Origin of the sequence: Kaistia nematophila, assembly GCF_026343855.1 — a bacterium.
GTDB classification, from domain to species: Bacteria; Pseudomonadota; Alphaproteobacteria; order Rhizobiales; family Kaistiaceae; genus Kaistia; species Kaistia nematophila.
This window is the reverse complement of sequence record NZ_JAPKNK010000002.1, coordinates 315845-331373: the sequence shown is the minus strand read 5'-3', so window position 1 is coordinate 331373 and position 15529 is coordinate 315845. Positions and strand designations below refer to the sequence as shown.

Annotated in this window: 15 protein-coding genes and 1 tRNA gene; 7 read left to right on the top strand and 9 right to left on the bottom strand. The window is 66.6% G+C overall.

Going from position 1 to position 15529, the window contains the following annotated elements; translation table 11 throughout:
* The first annotated feature begins 9 nt into the window (after window positions 1–9).
* On the top strand, window positions 10–1041 hold the full coding sequence (locus OSH07_RS05845) for an NAD-dependent epimerase/dehydratase family protein (protein WP_266337675.1): 1032 nt from the start codon (window positions 10–12) through the stop codon (window positions 1039–1041).
* Here OSH07_RS05845 and OSH07_RS05840 read toward each other — a convergent pair.
* The gene (locus tag OSH07_RS05840) at window positions 1029–1424 is read right to left on the bottom strand and encodes a MerR family transcriptional regulator (protein WP_266337674.1); all 396 of its coding nucleotides are present in this window, start codon (window positions 1422–1424) and stop codon (window positions 1029–1031) included. The genes OSH07_RS05845 and OSH07_RS05840 overlap by 13 nt on opposite strands.
* Window positions 1425–1492: 68 nt before the next feature.
* Here OSH07_RS05840 and OSH07_RS05835 point away from each other — a divergent pair, with 68 nt between their 5' ends.
* On the top strand, window positions 1493–2476 hold the full coding sequence (locus OSH07_RS05835; protein WP_266337673.1) for an aldo/keto reductase: 984 nt from the start codon (window positions 1493–1495) through the stop codon (window positions 2474–2476).
* A 94-nt stretch (window positions 2477–2570) separates the two neighbouring features.
* Here OSH07_RS05835 and yghX read toward each other — a convergent pair whose 3' ends face one another.
* Window positions 2571–3458 (bottom strand): YghX family hydrolase, encoded by an 888-nt coding sequence (gene yghX / locus OSH07_RS05830; protein WP_266337672.1) that lies wholly within the window; start codon window positions 3456–3458, stop codon window positions 2571–2573.
* A 222-nt stretch (window positions 3459–3680) separates the two neighbouring features.
* Here yghX and OSH07_RS05825 point away from each other — a divergent pair, with 222 nt between their 5' ends.
* The 4 genes from OSH07_RS05825 to OSH07_RS05810 all read left to right on the top strand — a co-directional run bounded on the left by OSH07_RS05825 (window position 3681) and on the right by OSH07_RS05810 (window position 7073).
* Complete coding sequence (locus tag OSH07_RS05825) at window positions 3681–4661, top strand: TIM barrel protein (protein WP_266338180.1); 981 nt, start codon at window positions 3681–3683, stop codon at window positions 4659–4661.
* Window positions 4662–4697: 36 nt separating this feature from the next.
* A complete protein-coding gene (locus OSH07_RS05820; protein ID WP_266337671.1) occupies window positions 4698–5573 on the top strand; it encodes a MurR/RpiR family transcriptional regulator in 876 nt (291 codons plus the stop codon).
* Entirely contained in the window at window positions 5570–6469 is a 900-nt protein-coding gene (locus OSH07_RS05815; RefSeq protein WP_266337670.1) for a ribokinase, read from the top strand. Before OSH07_RS05820 ends, OSH07_RS05815 begins: the two co-directional genes overlap by 4 nt.
* Window positions 6470–6620: 151 nt before the next feature.
* The gene (locus tag OSH07_RS05810; protein WP_420909601.1) at window positions 6621–7073 is read left to right on the top strand and encodes a YbaN family protein; all 453 of its coding nucleotides are present in this window, start codon (window positions 6621–6623) and stop codon (window positions 7071–7073) included.
* Window positions 7074–7113: 40 nt separating this feature from the next.
* Here the strand turns inward: OSH07_RS05810 and OSH07_RS05805 are convergent, their stop codons facing one another.
* The 4 genes from OSH07_RS05805 to OSH07_RS05790 all read right to left on the bottom strand — a co-directional run bounded on the left by OSH07_RS05805 (window position 7114) and on the right by OSH07_RS05790 (window position 13058).
* Window positions 7114–8934, bottom strand: a complete 1821-nt coding sequence (locus OSH07_RS05805; protein ID WP_266337669.1) for an ABC transporter ATP-binding protein — start codon at window positions 8932–8934, stop codon at window positions 7114–7116.
* A gap of 442 nt (window positions 8935–9376) precedes the next feature.
* Complete coding sequence (locus OSH07_RS05800; protein WP_266337668.1) at window positions 9377–10423, bottom strand: Gfo/Idh/MocA family protein; 1047 nt, start codon at window positions 10421–10423, stop codon at window positions 9377–9379.
* A 176-nt stretch (window positions 10424–10599) separates the two neighbouring features.
* Entirely contained in the window at window positions 10600–11388 is a 789-nt protein-coding gene (locus tag OSH07_RS05795) for a ThuA domain-containing protein (RefSeq protein ID WP_266337667.1), read from the bottom strand.
* 218 nt (window positions 11389–11606) lie between these two features.
* Entirely contained in the window at window positions 11607–13058 is a 1452-nt protein-coding gene (locus OSH07_RS05790) for a DHA2 family efflux MFS transporter permease subunit (protein ID WP_266337666.1), read from the bottom strand.
* Between the two features lie 154 nt (window positions 13059–13212).
* Here OSH07_RS05790 and OSH07_RS05785 point away from each other — a divergent pair.
* A tRNA-Val gene (locus OSH07_RS05785) sits at window positions 13213–13287 on the top strand.
* A 91-nt stretch (window positions 13288–13378) separates the two neighbouring features.
* Here OSH07_RS05785 and OSH07_RS05780 read toward each other — a convergent pair.
* From OSH07_RS05780 to OSH07_RS05770, 3 genes are all read right to left on the bottom strand, one after another.
* Entirely contained in the window at window positions 13379–13774 is a 396-nt protein-coding gene (locus OSH07_RS05780) for a cupredoxin domain-containing protein (RefSeq protein ID WP_266337665.1), read from the bottom strand.
* Between the two features lie 57 nt (window positions 13775–13831).
* Window positions 13832–14791, bottom strand: a complete 960-nt coding sequence (locus tag OSH07_RS05775; RefSeq protein ID WP_266337664.1) for a metallophosphoesterase family protein — start codon at window positions 14789–14791, stop codon at window positions 13832–13834.
* 159 nt (window positions 14792–14950) lie between these two features.
* Window positions 14951–15523 (bottom strand): hypothetical protein, encoded by a 573-nt coding sequence (locus OSH07_RS05770; RefSeq protein ID WP_266337663.1) that lies wholly within the window; start codon window positions 15521–15523, stop codon window positions 14951–14953.
* Between the last annotated feature and the right edge of the window lie 6 nt (window positions 15524–15529).

Here is a 15529-nt window from a genome sequence, read left to right as displayed (position 1 = left end):
TTTGACATCATGACCATGCTGACGGCTGCCCCGCTCGACGGGGCAACGGAGAAACTCGCCCTGCTTCGGCGGATCTTCCTGACCGGTGGAAGCGGCTATGTCGGGCGCAATCTCATTCGTTATTTTTCCCGGCGCGATGTCGAGGTCGTCGCGCTGGTTCGCAGCGCCGGATCGGCCGAGCGCGTCCGCGCCCTCGGCGCCAAGCCGTGGCTTGGCGATCTGCTGAACCCGGACATCGCCGCCGGGATGGCCGGGTGCGACGTTCTCATCCACGCTGCCGCCGATACCGATCATGGTCCGGGCAGCGGCGAGCAGACCCGCGTCAACCAGGAGGGGACACGGGTCGTGTTCGAGGCCGCGCGCGCCGCCGGCCTTCGCCGAGGAATCCTGATCAGCACCGAATCCGTCCTTGCCGACGGGCGGCCGCTTGTGCATGTCGACGAGACCGCGCCATTGCCGCGCAGGCCCGCCGGCAATTATTCGCGCAGCAAGGCGGCGGCAGAACGCATGGCGCTCGCTGCCGGCGGTCCCGGCTTCGAGGTGGTCGTGCTGCGCCCGCGCCTGGTCTGGGGCCGCGACGACACGACGGCGCTGCCGCAGCTCTGCGCCGCGGCCCGTTCGGGCAAGTTCGCGTGGATCGACGGTGGCGGCTATCTTACCTCGACCACCCACATCGCCAATCTTTCCGTCGCTGTCGAACTCGCCCTGCGCAAGGGGCGGGCCGGCGAAGTCTATTTCGTCTCCGACGGCGAGCCGGTCGCATTTCGCGCGTTCGTGTCGCGCTTGCTCGAAACGCAGGGAATCGTGCCGACCGGCAAGACGGTTCCCCGCCGCCTGCTGCGCGTCGTCGCCTCGCTCGGCGATGTCGCAGCCGCCCTATCCGGCGGCAGGATCAAGCCGCCGCTGACGCTGCAGGCCTATGCCACATCGGCGGTCGAGATCACGCTGGATATCGGCAAGGCGCGGCGGGAACTCGGCTATGCGCTGGTCATGTCGCGGGAGGAGGGGCTGGCGGAACTGCGCTCGGGTCAGCACTGGTAGTCTTCGAGGCGCGGGGCGTCGGCGGGCTTGCCCGCCTTCACCCATTCGACCTTGCCCCGCAGGAAGGAAAGCGCCGTGTCCATCGCGGCCTTGCGGGTCTCCAGTCGCTGGATCTGCGATTCGAGGATCTCGATCGTCCGTTCGGACGAGCCTTCGCCCGCGCGGTACTCGTCGTTCAGCGCCTGGATCTCGCCGAGCGAATAGCCGAGCGTCTGCTGCAGACGGATCATCCGGGCGGCGGTGACGTCCTCCTCGCGAAAGATCTGATAGGGGTTCGAGCCGCCCTTGAGGCTCCGCTCGGGTTTCAGCAGCCCCTTGGAGATGTAGAAGCGGATGGTGTCGAGCGGCAGCCCGCAGGCGCGCGCAAATTCCGAGATCAGCATCTTGGACCCTTGACCATGGAGTATGGTCCATACTTATAGGTCTGGCTTGTCAGAAAATGGAGTCCGCGATGACAAGCAAGATCGAAACGCTGCCCCAGGTGCAACTCGGCCCGAAGGGTCCGTGGATCGGAACCCAGGGGCTCGGCTGCATGGGCATGAGCGAGTTCTATGGCGCGACCGACGAGGTCGAGTCCCGCGCGACGCTGGAGCGGGCACTCGAACGGGGCGTGACGCTGTTCGATACCGCCGACATGTATGGCGTGGGCGCCAATGAGGAGTTCCTCGCGCCCTTCTTCCGCGCCCATCGCGGCGAGGCGCTGATCGCCACCAAGTTCGGCTACAGCCGCACGCCCGAAAATCCGGACGACTGGAGCCTCGACAACCGGCCCGAATACATCCGCGCGGCCGTAGAGCGCTCGCTGAAGCGCCTCGGCGTCGAGGTCATCGATCTCTACTACATGCATCGCCGGAACGAGGCCGTGCCGCTGGCGGACTCGATCGGCGCGATGGCCGATCTCGTCGCGGCCGGCAAGGTGCGCTGGCTCGGCCTCTGCTCCGTTTCCGAGGCCGAGTTGCGCGAGGCCGCCTCGATCCATCCGATCGCGGCGCTGCAGTCGGAATGGTCGATCTTCACGCGCGGCATCGAGGCGGGCGTGGTGCCCGCCGCGGCCGAACTGGGCGTGACGGTCGTGCCCTATTCGCCGCTTGGCCGCGGCATGCTGACCGGGCAGGCCTTTGCGAGCGTCCTGACGGCAGGCGACGCGCGGCAGTCCTTCCCGCGCTTCGCCGGCGAGAACCGGGACGCGAACATGCAATTGGTCATGAAGATCGAGCGGATCGCGGCAGCAAGGGGCGTGACGGCGGCGCAACTGGCGCTGGCCTGGCTCTACACCCGTGCCGACAGTCTTGAGGCAAGGACGGTGCCGATCCCGGGAACGCGCAAGCGCAGCCGGCTCGAACAGAACCTCGCCGCCGCGTCGATCCGCCTGAGCGCGGCCGAGATGGCGGCGCTCGAGCCGCTGGCCGCGGCGGTGCAGGGCGTCGCCGTCTAGGAGGCCTGCGCGGACGTCAGCAACGAAGAAGGCACGGCGCCGTGTGGGGCGTCGTGCCGCGTCCGGCATTCGCCGGCGCGAGACTGCCGGATCGTCAGGCCAGGTACTTCTTGAACCAGTCGATCGTCCGCCGCCAGGCGAGGTCGGCGGCGGCTTCGTCGTAGCGCGGTGTCGAGTCGTTGTGGAAGCCGTGATTGGCGCCGGGGTAGATATAGGCCTCGTAGGTCTTGCCGTTGGCCTTCAACGCCGCCTCATAGGCCGGCCAGCCTTCGTTCACCCGTGTATCCAGCTCGCCATAGTGGAGCAGGATCGGCGCTTTGATGCGAGGCACGTCCTCGGCCTTCGCCTGGCGGCCATAGAACGGCACGGCGGCGCCAAGCTCGGGATAGGCGACCGCGGCGGCATTGGCGACGCCGCCGCCATAGCAGAAGCCGGTGATGCCGACCTTGCCGGTGGTGCGTTCGTCCTTCATCAGGAATTCGATCGCCGCGAAGAAGTCGTTCATCAGCTTCTCGGGGTCGACCTGCTGCTGCAGTTCGCGACCTTTCTCGTCATTGCCGGGATAGCCGCCCTTCGAGGTGAGGCCGTCCGGTGCGAGCGCGATGAAGCCGGCCTTGGCGACGCGGCGCGCCACATCCTCGATATAGGGGTTGAGGCCGCGATTCTCGTGCACGACGACGACCGCCGGCAGCTTGCCCTCGGCCTTGGCCGGCCGGACGAGGTAGCCGCGCACCTCGCCATGACCGTTGGGCGAGGGGTAGGTGATGTATTCCGCGACGATGTCGGGATCGGTGAACGAGACCTGCTCGGCCAAGGCGTAGTTGGGGCTCATCGTGGCCAGGATCGAGGCGGCGGTGACGCTGCCGATCGCGAATTTCGCGGCCCTGTCGAGGAATTCCCGCTTGGTGATCCTCCCATGCGCGTAGAAATCGTAGAGCTCCAGCAGCTCGGGATGGAAGTCCTTGGCGGTCAGTCGGGTCATCGGTGCCTCGTGGGGTAAGGGGCAGGGGTGCCGTCGTGGTGGAGGCCGGGATGATAGCGGCCGAGCGCCGGCAGACCAGCCCTGATTGCAGGCAGCGGCATGATCGCGGTGCACCGGCGCCCTGTCCAACCGCCTCACGCTCGAGCCGAAACTTTACAAATCACGAATAATATGTGAACTTTCTTCCCTCGCCTCGTCATGCAGGGTTTCGCCGTGAACAGCTTGCGCTTCGCCACTCGCCTGAACTCCTTTGCCTCGCGCGCCGAAGCAGAATGGCCGGACCAGAAGGGGAAGCCGAGCGTGCTGCAGATGGCGGCAAGGGCGGCCCGGGTGGACGGGCTCACGGATCTCGACCTGAACTATCCCGATCATGTCGGCGAGGATCCGCGTGAACTGGCGAGCAAGCTTGGCGATATGGGGCTGGCGATCAATGGCTTCGCCATGCGCTACTACACCAATCCGGCGTTCAAGCTGGGCGCATTCACCAATCCGGATGCCGCAGTGCGCCGTGAGGCAATCGATCTCACCAGGCGAGGCATCGACGCGGCGCGCGCGGCCGGATCGAACCTTATGACCATCTGGCTGGGCCAGGACGGTTTCGACTATGCGTTCCAGGCCGACTATGACCGGCTCTGGGATCACGAAATCTATGGAATTCGTGAAGTTTGCGCGCATGATCCGGACTGTCTCATCAGCATCGAATACAAGCCGAACGAGCCGCGCGCCTACAGCCTGATGCCGGATTGCGCGACGACGCTGCTGGCGATCCGGGAGGCCGGAGCGCCCAATCTGGGCGTGACGCTCGATTTCGCGCATGTGCTCTATGCCGACGAGCAGCCCGCTTTCGCGGCGGCGCTGATTGCCCGCCACAGCCGCCTGCTCGGCGTGCATCTGAATGACGGCTATGCCAAGCGCGATGACGGGCTGATGGTGGGCGCGGTCCATTCGGTGCAGACGATCGAACTGCTGCGCCAGATCCGGCGCGACGGCTATGATGGCGCGATCTATTTCGACACGTTCCCTGACATGACCGGGCTGGACCCGGTGCGCGAATGCGAGGTGAACATCCGCACCGTGCGCCGCATGCTGGAGGTCGTCGACCGGCTGGAACGCGACAACCGCCTCGGCGAGGCGATCGATCGCCAGGACGCCGTCGCGTCGAACGCCATCGTGCAGGAGGCGATGCTGGCGCCGGCGAACTGATCGCGACGTCTTGTGGCGGGCTCAGAAAGAACGCGGATGACCCTCGACGACGCAAACCCGAATTCTGTTGGCCCGCGCATCCGCATGATGTTGCCGTCGCTGACGCCCCGCGAGGCGCATGTCGTGGAATCCGTCCTCGCCATGCGCGATTTCGGGCCGGATACGGCGCTGAAGGCGATCGCCGACTCGACCGGCGTTTCCGAGGCCATGGTGGTCAAGATTGCCAAGAAGCTTGGCTTCGACGGCTATCGCGGCCTCCGTTCGGCGCTCTCGCAATATAACCGCCTGCCGGCCGCCGCCATGCACCAGGAAGTGTCGCCGGAAGATACGTCGCGCGAGATCGTCCAGAAGGTGTTCCGCACCTCGATCCGTGCACTGGAGGAGACGCTGGCGATCCTCGATCTCGACGCGTTCGATCGCGCCGTCGAAGCGATCTACGGCGCCCGCCAGAGGGATTTCTATGGCGTCGGCGGGTCGGCGCAGATCGCGCGCGACGTCGCCCACAAGTTCCTCCGCATCGGCCTGCGCGCCAGCGTCCATGACGACGCGCACATGATGCTGATGTCGGCGGCGCTGCTCGGCGAGCGCGACATCGCGATTGGCTTCTCGCATTCCGGCAACACGGCCGCGGTGATCGAGGCGCTGCAACTGGCGCGGCGGAACGGCGCCCGCACGCTCGCCATCACCAACTACGACCGCTCGCCGCTCGCCCGCCAGGCCGAAATCGTGCTGTGCTCTACCGCGCTCGGCTCGCCGTTGATGGGTGAGAACGCCGCCGCCCGCATTGCGCAGCTCAACATCCTCGACGCCGTCTTCGTCGCCGTCGCGCAGCGGGATTACCAGCGGGCCGAGCGGAATCTCGAAAAGACCATGTCGGCCGTCGCCGCCAATCGGAAAGACCGAACTCCATGAACCAGAGTGCGCCCGCGGTCGTCGTCTTCGGCAGCCTGCACTATGACATCATCGTCCGCGGCCCGGCGCGCCCGCGCAAGGGCGAGACGATCGCCGGCCAGTCCTGGCAGCCGAAATGCGGCGGCAAGGGCGGAAACCAGGCCGTCGCGGTGGTGGAGGCGGGCGCGCGCTGCGTCATGGTCGGCGCCGTCGCCGCCGACGATTTCGGCCGGACGCTACTGCAGAACCTTGACGATCAGGGCGTGGATCGTCGCTTCGTCCGTGTCATCTCTGGCGGATCGAGCGGCATGAGCGTCGCTATTTTTGACGGCGAGGGCGACTATGGCGCGGTGATCGTTTCCGGCTCCAACCTGATGCTGTCGGAGCGGGACGTTGCGGCGGCGCAGGATGCCTTTGCCGCAGCAGCCGTCCTCGTGCTGCAGAACGAGGTGCCAGATGCCGCCAATGTCGCCGCCGCCCAGGCGGCGAAGCGGGCGGGCGCCCGGGTGATCCTGAACGCCGCGCCCGGACGCATACCGTCACCGGCGCTCGCGGCGGCCGTCGACATCATCGTCGTCAACGCGATCGAGGCGGAACTGCTCGCCGGTGTGCCGGTCGTCGAGAGCCTCCAAGGTGCGCTGGCTGCGGCGAGGATCCTTTCGCGAAGCTATCCGGCCGCCATCGTGACCGCCGGCGGGGAAGGCGTCGCCTGCGTCACGGCTTCGGGCGAGGAAATCGCCATCGCGGCGATCAAGGTCAAGCTGGTCAGCACGCATGGCGCCGGCGATGCGTTCATCGGCATGCTGGCGGCGAGCCTTGCCGGCGACGATCTTCTGGCGGTAGCGCTCGACAAGGCCAACCGTGCTGCGGCGGAGCTGGTGAGCCGCCCCCTGCCGGGAGCCGCTATCGCCGGATAGGGACGCGCGGGCTGCGGCCCCACCTCCGTTGCAAGGATGGCGCTTGGGGCGTGCAAACGTCGCCGGCTATCTTGCCTGACAGGCCGACGCATGCCATTCGCCGGGAAAGCGCCGGCGCGAATGCGCGGGCAGGCCACCGGGCAAAGCTGAATTGAACCAGGACAATCCCAACTCGGCGCCGGAACGAGGAGCGCGCCCCCGTTCGGTGCTGCATGCCGGCCGACGGGCGGCCTATATCGTGCTCGGCTTCTTCTTCGTGGCGCTTGGCATCATTGGCGCGCTGCTGCCCGTCATGCCGACGACCGTCTTCCTCATCCTGGCCGCATGGAGCTTCGGCAAATCGTCGCCGCGGCTCGAGGCCTGGATGCTGAACCATCCGAAGTTCGGCCCCGTCCTGCGCGCCTGGCGCGAGAATGGCGCAATCCCGCGCAAGGCGAAGTGGCTGGCCTGCGGCGGCATCGCGCTCGGCTATGCCGGCTTCTGGTGGGGCGCGCAGCCGTCCTGGTGGCTTGGCCTGCTGGTCGCTGCCGGTATGCTGGCTTGCGCGCTCTGGATCGTCACGCGGCCGGAGCAGGCTGCCGCCCGGCCGGTCGATACCCCCTAGAGCCGGGATGGGCCGGCATGCTGCCGGCCCATCCGCTTCGTCAGGCCGCGAGGCCTCGCGCGAGGTCCATCGCCTGCCGTTCGAACAGCTTGCGATAGATGCCGTTGTCGAGGCGTACGAGTTCCTCATGTGTGCCTTCTTCCGCGATCGTGCCGCGGTCGAAGACGAGCAGCCGGTCGAGCGAGCGCACCGTGGAGAGTCGATGGGCGATGATGATCGCCGTGCGGCCTTCCATCAGCCGTTCCATCGCCTCCTGGATCAGCGCCTCCGATTCCGAATCGAGGCTCGACGTCGCCTCGTCGAGGATCAGGATCGGCGCGTCGGCCAGGAAGGCGCGGGCAAGCGCCACGCGCTGGCGTTCGCCGCCCGAGAGCTTGACGCCGCGCTCACCGACCAGCGTGGCGTAGCCCTGCGGCAGGCGTTCGATGAAGTCATGCGCATTGGCGAGCTTCGCCGCCGCGATGATTTCGGCCATCGAGGCTTCGGGCCGGGCATAGGCGATGTTGTCTGCCAGCGAGCGATGGAACAGGATCGGCTCCTGCTGGACGATCGCGATCTCGCCGCGCAGCGAGGACTGCGTGACATGGGCGATATCCTGCCCGTCGATCACGATGCGGCCGTCGGTGACGTCGTAGAGACGCTGGATCAGCTTGACGAAGGTCGTCTTGCCCGAGCCGGAATGGCCGACCAGGCCGATCTTCTCGCCTGCTTGAATCGTGACGTCGAAGTCCTTGTAGAGCGGCGTTTCATGGCCGGCATAGTGGAAGGTGACGTCCTCGAAGCGGATCTCGCCGGCTCCGACAACCATCGGCCGGGCGTCCGGCTTGTCCTCGATGCCGAGCGGCTGCGCGTGCAGGGCGACCAGTTCCTCCATGTCGTTGACCGAGCGCTGCAGGTTGCGGATATGCACGCCGACATCGCGCAGATAGCCCTGCAGCAGGAAGAAGGCCGTCAGCACGAAGGTGACGTCGCCCGGCGTCGCCTGGCCATGCCACCAGAGCAGCAGCACGGTGCCGATGATCGCGCCGCGCAGCAGCACCAGCAGGATGCCCTGCGCGGTGCCGTTGTTGGTGCCGCGGATCCAGGTGCGCGACGTGCGCGAGCGCCACTTGGCGACGACGCGCGACAGGCGCGCATCCTCGCGGTCCTCGGCGCCGAACGCCTTGACGACCGCGTTGCAGGAAACCGCGTCGGCGAGCGCGCCGCCGAGCTTGGTGTCCCACTGGTTGGCGAGGCTCGCCGCTGGCGCCACGTAGAACAGCGATAGCGACACCGTCATGCCGATGTAGAGCAGCGAGCCGGCGGCGATGATGAGGCCCATCACCGGCCAGTAGGAACCGAGCAGGATGGTGGTGCCGACCAGCATGGCGAGCGAAGGCAGCAGCGCCAGCAGCAGCGTGTCGTTCAGCAGATCGAGCGCCCACATGCCGCGCGTGATCTTGCGCACGGTCGATCCGGCGAACGCGTTGGCATGCCAGTTGGTCGAGAAGCGCTGCACGCGGTGGAACGCGTCGCCGGCGATGTCCGTCATCATGTTCAGCGTCAGCCGGATGATGGCGAGGAAGCCGCAATGGCGCAGCGCCATCATGCCGACGCCGAGCGCCATCAGTGCGCCGAAGGCGGAAAGCGCCGCCGAAAGCGCCGCGTCGCGGTCGGTCGATCCGCTGGCAATGGCGTCGACGAGGCGGCCGGCATAGAGCGGCAGCAGCACGTCGGCGAGCGTCGCCGTCAGCATGGTCGCGGCGAGGCCGGCGATCAGCAGCGGCTGCTTGCGCCAGTGCGCAAAGGTGAAGCCCAGAACGTCGGAGAAGGCGTTGGCCCGCCATCGGATGCGGAAGCGGGGGAATCTGAATCGAGTCATGATGGCAATCCGGACGCGTCGAAGACGCCGATCCGGTCCCGAAAAAGGAGAAAAATGGACTGCGAGCGACGCGCAATCGGTGCGCGGGCTCGCGGCTAAACGGTTTGGTATCGAAGGGGCGGGTTCTCAGAGAGCCGCGGAAAGGAACCGGGGCAAGGCCCGCGGAACGTCCGAATTAGCTGCGGGGAAAGCCCGAAACCGGCTTTACCGGGGCGACGATCATATGCAGCGATGCCATGCAAATCCCCCGTGCTCGGAGTTGAAGAGGCGCTTTTTATAGCTGCGACGTCCCGGATTACAAGTCCGCCGCGCAGGGTTTGCGGATCGCGTGTCGGCGCCGCAACACCGAAGCGGGCGCATTGGGTGCGAAAATTGCCGTTAAAATGCGATCGGCCCGGGCAAAGCCGGGCCGATCTCGGTCGTTTCCAGTCGGATGGGACGATCAGCCGATCTTCTTGCCGCGAGCGACGTCCTGGTCGAAGCAGAGGTCCAGGATGCGCTGGATCTCGGCGGCCCGGCGGAAGCTCGGGTCGCCGTTGACGCCCGAGTTGCAGGCCTTGACGAAGCGCTCGTAGGTCGTGACGACCGGCGGGCACTCGACCGGCTTCCAGGTCTGGGTGTCGATGTCGGCGCCGGTGCAGATCTTCAGCGACGAAGCCTTGCCGTCGGTCTTCACCTCGAGCGCGCCCTCGGTGCCGAACAGGAGCAGCGTCAGGTCGTTGGCGTGGCCGGTGGCGAAACGGGTGGCCGTGATGGTGCCGATCGCGCCATTGGCGAATTCGGTCATCATGATCGCCGAGTCGTTGGCGTCGAGCTTGTATTCGCCAATCTGGTCGCCATCCGCCTTGTGGAAGGTCTTCAGGCGGCTTTCGACGGTGGTGACGTCGCTATCGGCGCCGAACGAGGCGAAGTCGACGATGTGGACGCCGATGTCGCCCAGCACGCCCTTGGAGCCGTGTTCTTCCGACAGGCGCCAGAGCCAGCGCGACTCGGTGCGCCAGTCGCCCCACTGCTTGCCGACCAGCCAGCTCTGCAGATAGGAGGCCTCGACATGGCGGATCTTGCCGATCTTGCCGGCCGCGACCAGCTCGCGCGCCTTCTGCAGCGCGGGCGAGTTGCGGTAGGTCAGATTGACCATGTTGATGACGCCCTTGGCCTCGGCCGTCTCGGCCATTTCCAGGGCGTGCGGGTAGTCGGTCGCCAGCGGCTTCTCGCAGAACACATGCTTGCCGGCGGCGAGCAGCTTCATCGTCGTGGCGTAGTGGACGGCGTCCGGCGTCACGTTGGTGGCGGCGTCGAACTCGCCCCAGGCGATCGCCGCATCGAGATCGGCGAACAGGTTGGTGATGCCGTGTTCCTTGCCGAAGGCGGCGCGGCGCTCGGCATCGGTCTCGACGGCGGCGACGACGGAGGCGCCCGGCGCGGCCTTGAAGGCCACGGCATGGTTGGCGGCCATGCTGCCGGTTCCGAGGATGAGAATCTTGACCATGATGATCGCTCTTGGGTGACTTGGCTTGCGGGATCGGGTCCCAAGGGGGCAGGCGAGGGACTATCTTCCGAAAGGAAGAGGGCGATGGCGGCCGGGGCAGGAAGGGCGAACCCTGCGCGATCGCGCCGGCGTCCCTTGGGGAGACGGCCGGCGGTCCGTTGCCATCGCCTTCTGGCTTAGTGGAAGCCTTCTTCGCCGCGCTTGTGCAGCGTTTCGCCCTTGATGGTGAGCGGGCCGTTCGGGGCCTGGTCGGCCGGGGTGTTCGGCGCCTTCTCGATGCCGACCCAGGCCGGAGCGGGGTTGTAGGCCCACTTGGCGGCGTTCTTCAGCACCTGCTTGACGTCGGCGTTGTAATAGATCGGGTAGGTCTCGTGGCCGGGCGAGAAATAGAAGATCTTGCCGCCGCCGCGCTGCCAGGTCAGGCCCGAGCGGAACACTTCGCCGCCTTCATACCAGGTGACGAAGACCGTCTCCTGCGGCTCCGGAACCGTGAAGGGCTCGCCGTACATCTCGGTCTGCTCGATCTCGAAATAGTCGGACAGGCCTTGAGCGATCTGGTGGTTGCGGTTGATCACCCAGACGCGCTCGAGCTCGCCGGCCTCGCGCCACTTGAGCGAGCAGGGGGTGCCCATCAGGCGCTTGAAGATCTTCGAGAAGTGGCCGGAATGCAAGACGATCAGGCCCATGCCTTCCCAGACGCGCTTGGCGACGCGCTCGACGACGGCGTCAGAAACCTCGCCATGCGCCTTGTGGCCCCACCAGATCAGCACGTCGGTCTCCGCCAGGCGCTTCTCGGTCAGGCCGTGCTCCGGCTCCTGTAGCGTCGCGGTCGAAACCTCGATGACGGGGTCCTCGTCCAGGCCCTTGGCGATCGTGGTGTGCATGCCTTCCGGATAGATCTTCCGGACGACTTCGTTTTCCTGCTCGTGGACGTTTTCGCCCCAGACAACAACGCGGATCGTCATGACCTTGGTCTCCCTAGACGGTTCCTTGGCGCGCCGGCCGTCCGGCGCATGCGATTTCGGTATTTGCTCTGGGGCCCCGGATGGAGGGAGGCCGGGGTGACGGAGGTCTTCCCAAAGCGCTTTGGATCGTAAACCAGCCCACTCTAGCCTGCATCCCCGTGGAAGCAATATCCACCGCTCGTGCCGAATCTGTCGCAGGTCCGGCCAGCTTCCAGCCCTCAGTGCGCTGCGTCCTCGGCCGGCGCACGACCGGTCAGGTCATCGCCGGCGTCGCGCGGCAGCCGGGCGCAGACGAAGGCGGCGAGCAGCGAGATGCTGGTGACTGTGAGGAAGGCGGCCGAGAAATCCGCCATCACCGGCGTTTCGCGGCCGGACAGCGCCACTGCCATGTGGAGCACCGCCGCCGACACGCAGATGCCGGCTGACAGCATCATCTGCTGCATGGTGGTGTAGAAGCTGGTAGCCGCGCTCATGCGGTCACGCTCGACCTCGGCATAGGCGATCGTGTTGTAGGCGGTGAACTGCAGCGACTGCGAGAAGCCGCCGATCAGCAGCACGACATAGATGGCGGCGAGCGGCCAGTCCGGGCGGAAGGTGGCATAGATCGCCAGGAAGGCGCTGGCGACGACGCTGTTCCAGATCAGCGTGTTGCGGAAGCCGAAGCGGCGCAGGATCGGCGCGGCCGAGGCCTTCATCGCCATCGCGCCGGCGGCCGAGACGAAAGTGACGAGGCCGCTATGCGCGGCCGACATGCCGAAGCCGAGCTGCATCATCATCGGCAGCAGGAAGGGCATGGCGCCGGCGGTGATGCGCGCCAGCCCGCCGGCGAGCACCGAGAGGCGGAACGTCTTCAGCCGCATCAGCGTCAGGTCGAGGATCGGCGCGGCGTGGCGGCGGGCATGGGCGATATAGAGCGCGCCGGTGACGACGCCCACGGCGAGCAGCACCAGCGCCGTGCGCGGCGACGCCGCGCCGCGACCGCCCGTCTCGAAGGCGAAGAGAAGCGAGGCGAGCGACGTGCCCGACAGGAAGAGGCCGATGACGTCGAACGGCCGTCGGATCTCCTCGCGCACATTGTCGATGTAGTGGCTGGCGAGCAGGATGCCGATCACGCCGAGCGGCAGGTTCACATAGAAGATCCAGCGCCAGTCGAGATAGGTGACGATGAAGCCGCCCACCATCGGGCCGATCACCGGGCCGATCAGCGCCGGCACCATCACCCAGGCCATGGCGGAGACGAAATCGGCGCGCGGCACGCTCTTCAGGATCACCAGCCTGCCGACCGGCACCATCATCGCGCCGCCCAGCCCCTGCAGCACGCGCGCGAACACAAGGAAGGGCAGGTTGTGCGCCTGGGCGCAGAGCAGCGAGCCGGCCATGAAAATCGCGATCGCGGCGCCAAAGACGTTTCGCGCGCCGAAGCGGTCGGCGATCCAGCCGCTCGCCGGGATGAAGACGGCGAGGCTGAGTAGATAGCCGGTCAAGGCCACGCTCATGTCGAGCGGCGATACGCCGAAACTCTTCGACATGGTCGGCAGCGCCGTCGCGAGCACTGTGGCATCGAGCTGTTCCATGAACAGCGCGCTGGCGACGATCAGGGCGGTGATGCGGTAGGCGGGGGCAGGCGCGCGGGAGGTGGTCTCCGCGCCGAGGACTGTATCGCTTGGCATAACGGGCGTTTCGTAAGGTGGGCGATCTATCTGACCGATAGACCCGAAACGCGCAATTCACAATCCCGTGGTATAAGCCACCGGTCCGGCTTGACTTGGTCCGCCGCGGCAATCTATATCCCGGCCACCTTCCCGGAACGAGCTTCCGGCGGTAGGGCGGTTAGCTCAGCGGGAGAGCATTCGCTTCACACGCGAAGGGTCACTGGTTCAATCCCAGTACCGCCCACCATTTTCCTTATCATTCCAATCGATATTCCCCGCACAGGGCCGTGTTCGCTTCTTGCGGATCGCGGCGCAGGGCTATCCGCGCTATCGGACCCCTATTTCCCCTTGGTCACCACGATGGTGCCCGTCATGCGCGGGTGAAGCGCACAGAAATAGGCGAGCTTTCCGGACTTCTCGAAGGTGAAGGAGAACTGCTCGTCGGTATCGAGCGGCGGCGAGCGGAACGACTTGTCGGTGGCGGCGACGAGATGCGGGACGTCGTCGTGATTGACCCAGGTCACGGTCGTGCCAGCCTTTACCGTCAGCTCGGCGGGGGTGAAGGTGAAGTTCTGGATCTCCACCGTCGCAGCATTTCCGGCGGCGAGGGCGGCAGGTGCGGTCGCGAGCCAGAGCAGCAGGGTCGGCAGCGCGACCAGGCTACGGCGCGGCTGCGGCGAGCGGCTCGCTGATTCTTTCCTCGCTATGGGACGAGGCGTTATGCATGCGCGCATGACGAAGTCCTCCTTTCGAGAGTGCGAGCGCCCTGTCGGACGGCCCGGGCCTCTCCGTCAGCCGGCGAGCGGACGGTCGATGATGGCGAGCGGCTGCGCGCCGCGGACGAAATCGACCGTCGCGATGCCGAGATATTTGCGGAGATCGCCGGCCGGCACCTTCATCGGGCCCGGCGCCGGCGCCGTGCCGGGGGCCGGTTGCGGAAAGGCGGTCGAGCGGGCGGTATGGAAGGTGACGTTGCCCTCGACCTTCTGCATCACCTGGTGAATGTGCCCGTTGAGCACGGTCACCGAGCCGAAGCGCTTCAGGTTGGAAAGCGCCTCCGCGCCGTCGTCGGTTCCCCAGCCCCATTCTGGATAGACGCTCCACAGCGGGATGTGGGCGAAGACGACGATCGGCGTCGAGGCGGACTGGCCGGCGAGGTCGGCCTTCAGCCAGGCGAGCTGTTGGGCGCCGAGCTTGCCGAGGCCGCCGGCGGTGAGGCCGGCGACGTTGACGAGGCCGACGAAATGCACGCCGTCCTGGTCGAAGCTGTACCAGCCCGCGCCCTTCGAGCCCTTGCCGTAGCGGTCGAGATAGGCCTTGCCCTGCTGCTCATCGAGAAGGTCGTGCTCGCCGGGGACGTAGAATACCTGCATGCCGGCCTCGCCGATCAGCTTGTCGGCGTTGTCGAACTCCGAGGGCTTGGAGAGGTGGCTGATATCGCCGGTATGGATCATGAAGGCGGGCTTGACGGGCAGCGTCTTGATCCGGTCGATCGCCTCCTGCAGCGTCGCCAGGGCGTTGGGATTGGCCGGCTTGTCGAAGCCGACATGGCTGTCGCTGATCTGCAGGAAGGTGAAGGGCGATGCGGGCGCCTCGGCGGCGAGCGCCCTGTCGAGGCCGATCCCCAGCGGCAGGCCCCCGGCGAGGCTCCAGAGAATTCCGGTTCCGGCCCAGTTCATGCATCTGAGGAAGCCGCGGCGGTCGATGCCGTCCTCGTCAAGCAAGGCCCTGTCCTGATCGGATGTGCTCATGATTCGCTCCTGATCCTGGTGCGGCGGCAAGCACGCGCCATGGATGCCAGATAGAGCGAGGCCGGCATTTGTCCCGCCGGGGCGCTGCCTCGGCAGTTCGCGCGAAGCCTGCCGGTCCTCTCATCCAGTGAGAGCTGTCCGCAGTGCGTGGCGGGCTCCTCAGAGTGCGGTCGGGCCGGCGCCGGCGGCGCGGGGCACGATGGTGACCTCCATCGCCTTGATTTCCTCGTAGCGCTTCTTCTCACGCGCGAAGGGGCGCCAGTCATAGAGAAGCAGTTCGGCTGGTCGCCACAATCCGACCCAGCCGGCGATGATGAAGCCCTCGCCGAACAGCCGGCCGAGCGCGTGGCGGGTGAAGATGACCTCTTCGAACAGCAGCGACAGGCTCAGGCAGATTGCCCAGAACACGAGGCCGATCTTGAGCGCCCTGCGTCCCTCCAGCCAGATCTCGCGGGTCTTCTGTACGTCGAGGCGGATCTGGGCGTCGCAGTAATTGGTGATCGCCGTCCGCACCCGTCCCTGCAGGGCCGGCTCGATCGTCGCTTCCGGCAGGTGGATGACAATGCGCCGGATCTTTCGCGAGTCGGGCCGGGAATTCATCGTGTCGATCAGCTGATCGATGCCCGACGCCTCGATGTTCTCGCCGAGGAACGGATCGACTTCCGGCGTCTGGAAGAAGTTATGGATGTCGCTCAGATAGAGATCGACGCTGTCGTCAGCCGGACTGGTCATCGCGAC

Bases quoted from the DNA above. Each gene is read 5' to 3' on its own strand.
- OSH07_RS05820 (WP_266337671.1), top strand. From the start codon at position 4,698: ATGACCCTCGACGACGCAAACCCGAATTCTGTTGGCCCGCGCATCCGC.
- OSH07_RS05805 (WP_266337669.1), bottom strand. From the start codon at position 8,934: ATGACTCGATTCAGATTCCCCCGCTTCCGCATCCGATGGCGGGCCAAC.
- OSH07_RS05845 (WP_266337675.1), top strand. From the start codon at position 10: ATGACCATGCTGACGGCTGCCCCGCTCGACGGGGCAACGGAGAAACTC.
- OSH07_RS05770 (WP_266337663.1), bottom strand. From the start codon at position 15,523: ATGACCAGTCCGGCTGACGACAGCGTCGATCTCTATCTGAGCGACATC.
- OSH07_RS05790 (WP_266337666.1), bottom strand. From the start codon at position 13,058: ATGCCAAGCGATACAGTCCTCGGCGCGGAGACCACCTCCCGCGCGCCT.
- OSH07_RS05815 (WP_266337670.1), top strand. From the start codon at position 5,570: ATGAACCAGAGTGCGCCCGCGGTCGTCGTCTTCGGCAGCCTGCACTAT.
- OSH07_RS05835 (WP_266337673.1), top strand. From the start codon at position 1,493: ATGACAAGCAAGATCGAAACGCTGCCCCAGGTGCAACTCGGCCCGAAG.
- OSH07_RS05780 (WP_266337665.1), bottom strand. From the start codon at position 13,774: ATGCGCGCATGCATAACGCCTCGTCCCATAGCGAGGAAAGAATCAGCG.
- OSH07_RS05840 (WP_266337674.1), bottom strand. From the start codon at position 1,424: ATGCTGATCTCGGAATTTGCGCGCGCCTGCGGGCTGCCGCTCGACACC.
- OSH07_RS05795 (WP_266337667.1), bottom strand. From the start codon at position 11,388: ATGACGATCCGCGTTGTTGTCTGGGGCGAAAACGTCCACGAGCAGGAA.
- yghX (WP_266337672.1), bottom strand. From the start codon at position 3,458: ATGACCCGACTGACCGCCAAGGACTTCCATCCCGAGCTGCTGGAGCTC.
- OSH07_RS05800 (WP_266337668.1), bottom strand. From the start codon at position 10,423: ATGGTCAAGATTCTCATCCTCGGAACCGGCAGCATGGCCGCCAACCAT.
- OSH07_RS05775 (WP_266337664.1), bottom strand. From the start codon at position 14,791: ATGAGCACATCCGATCAGGACAGGGCCTTGCTTGACGAGGACGGCATC.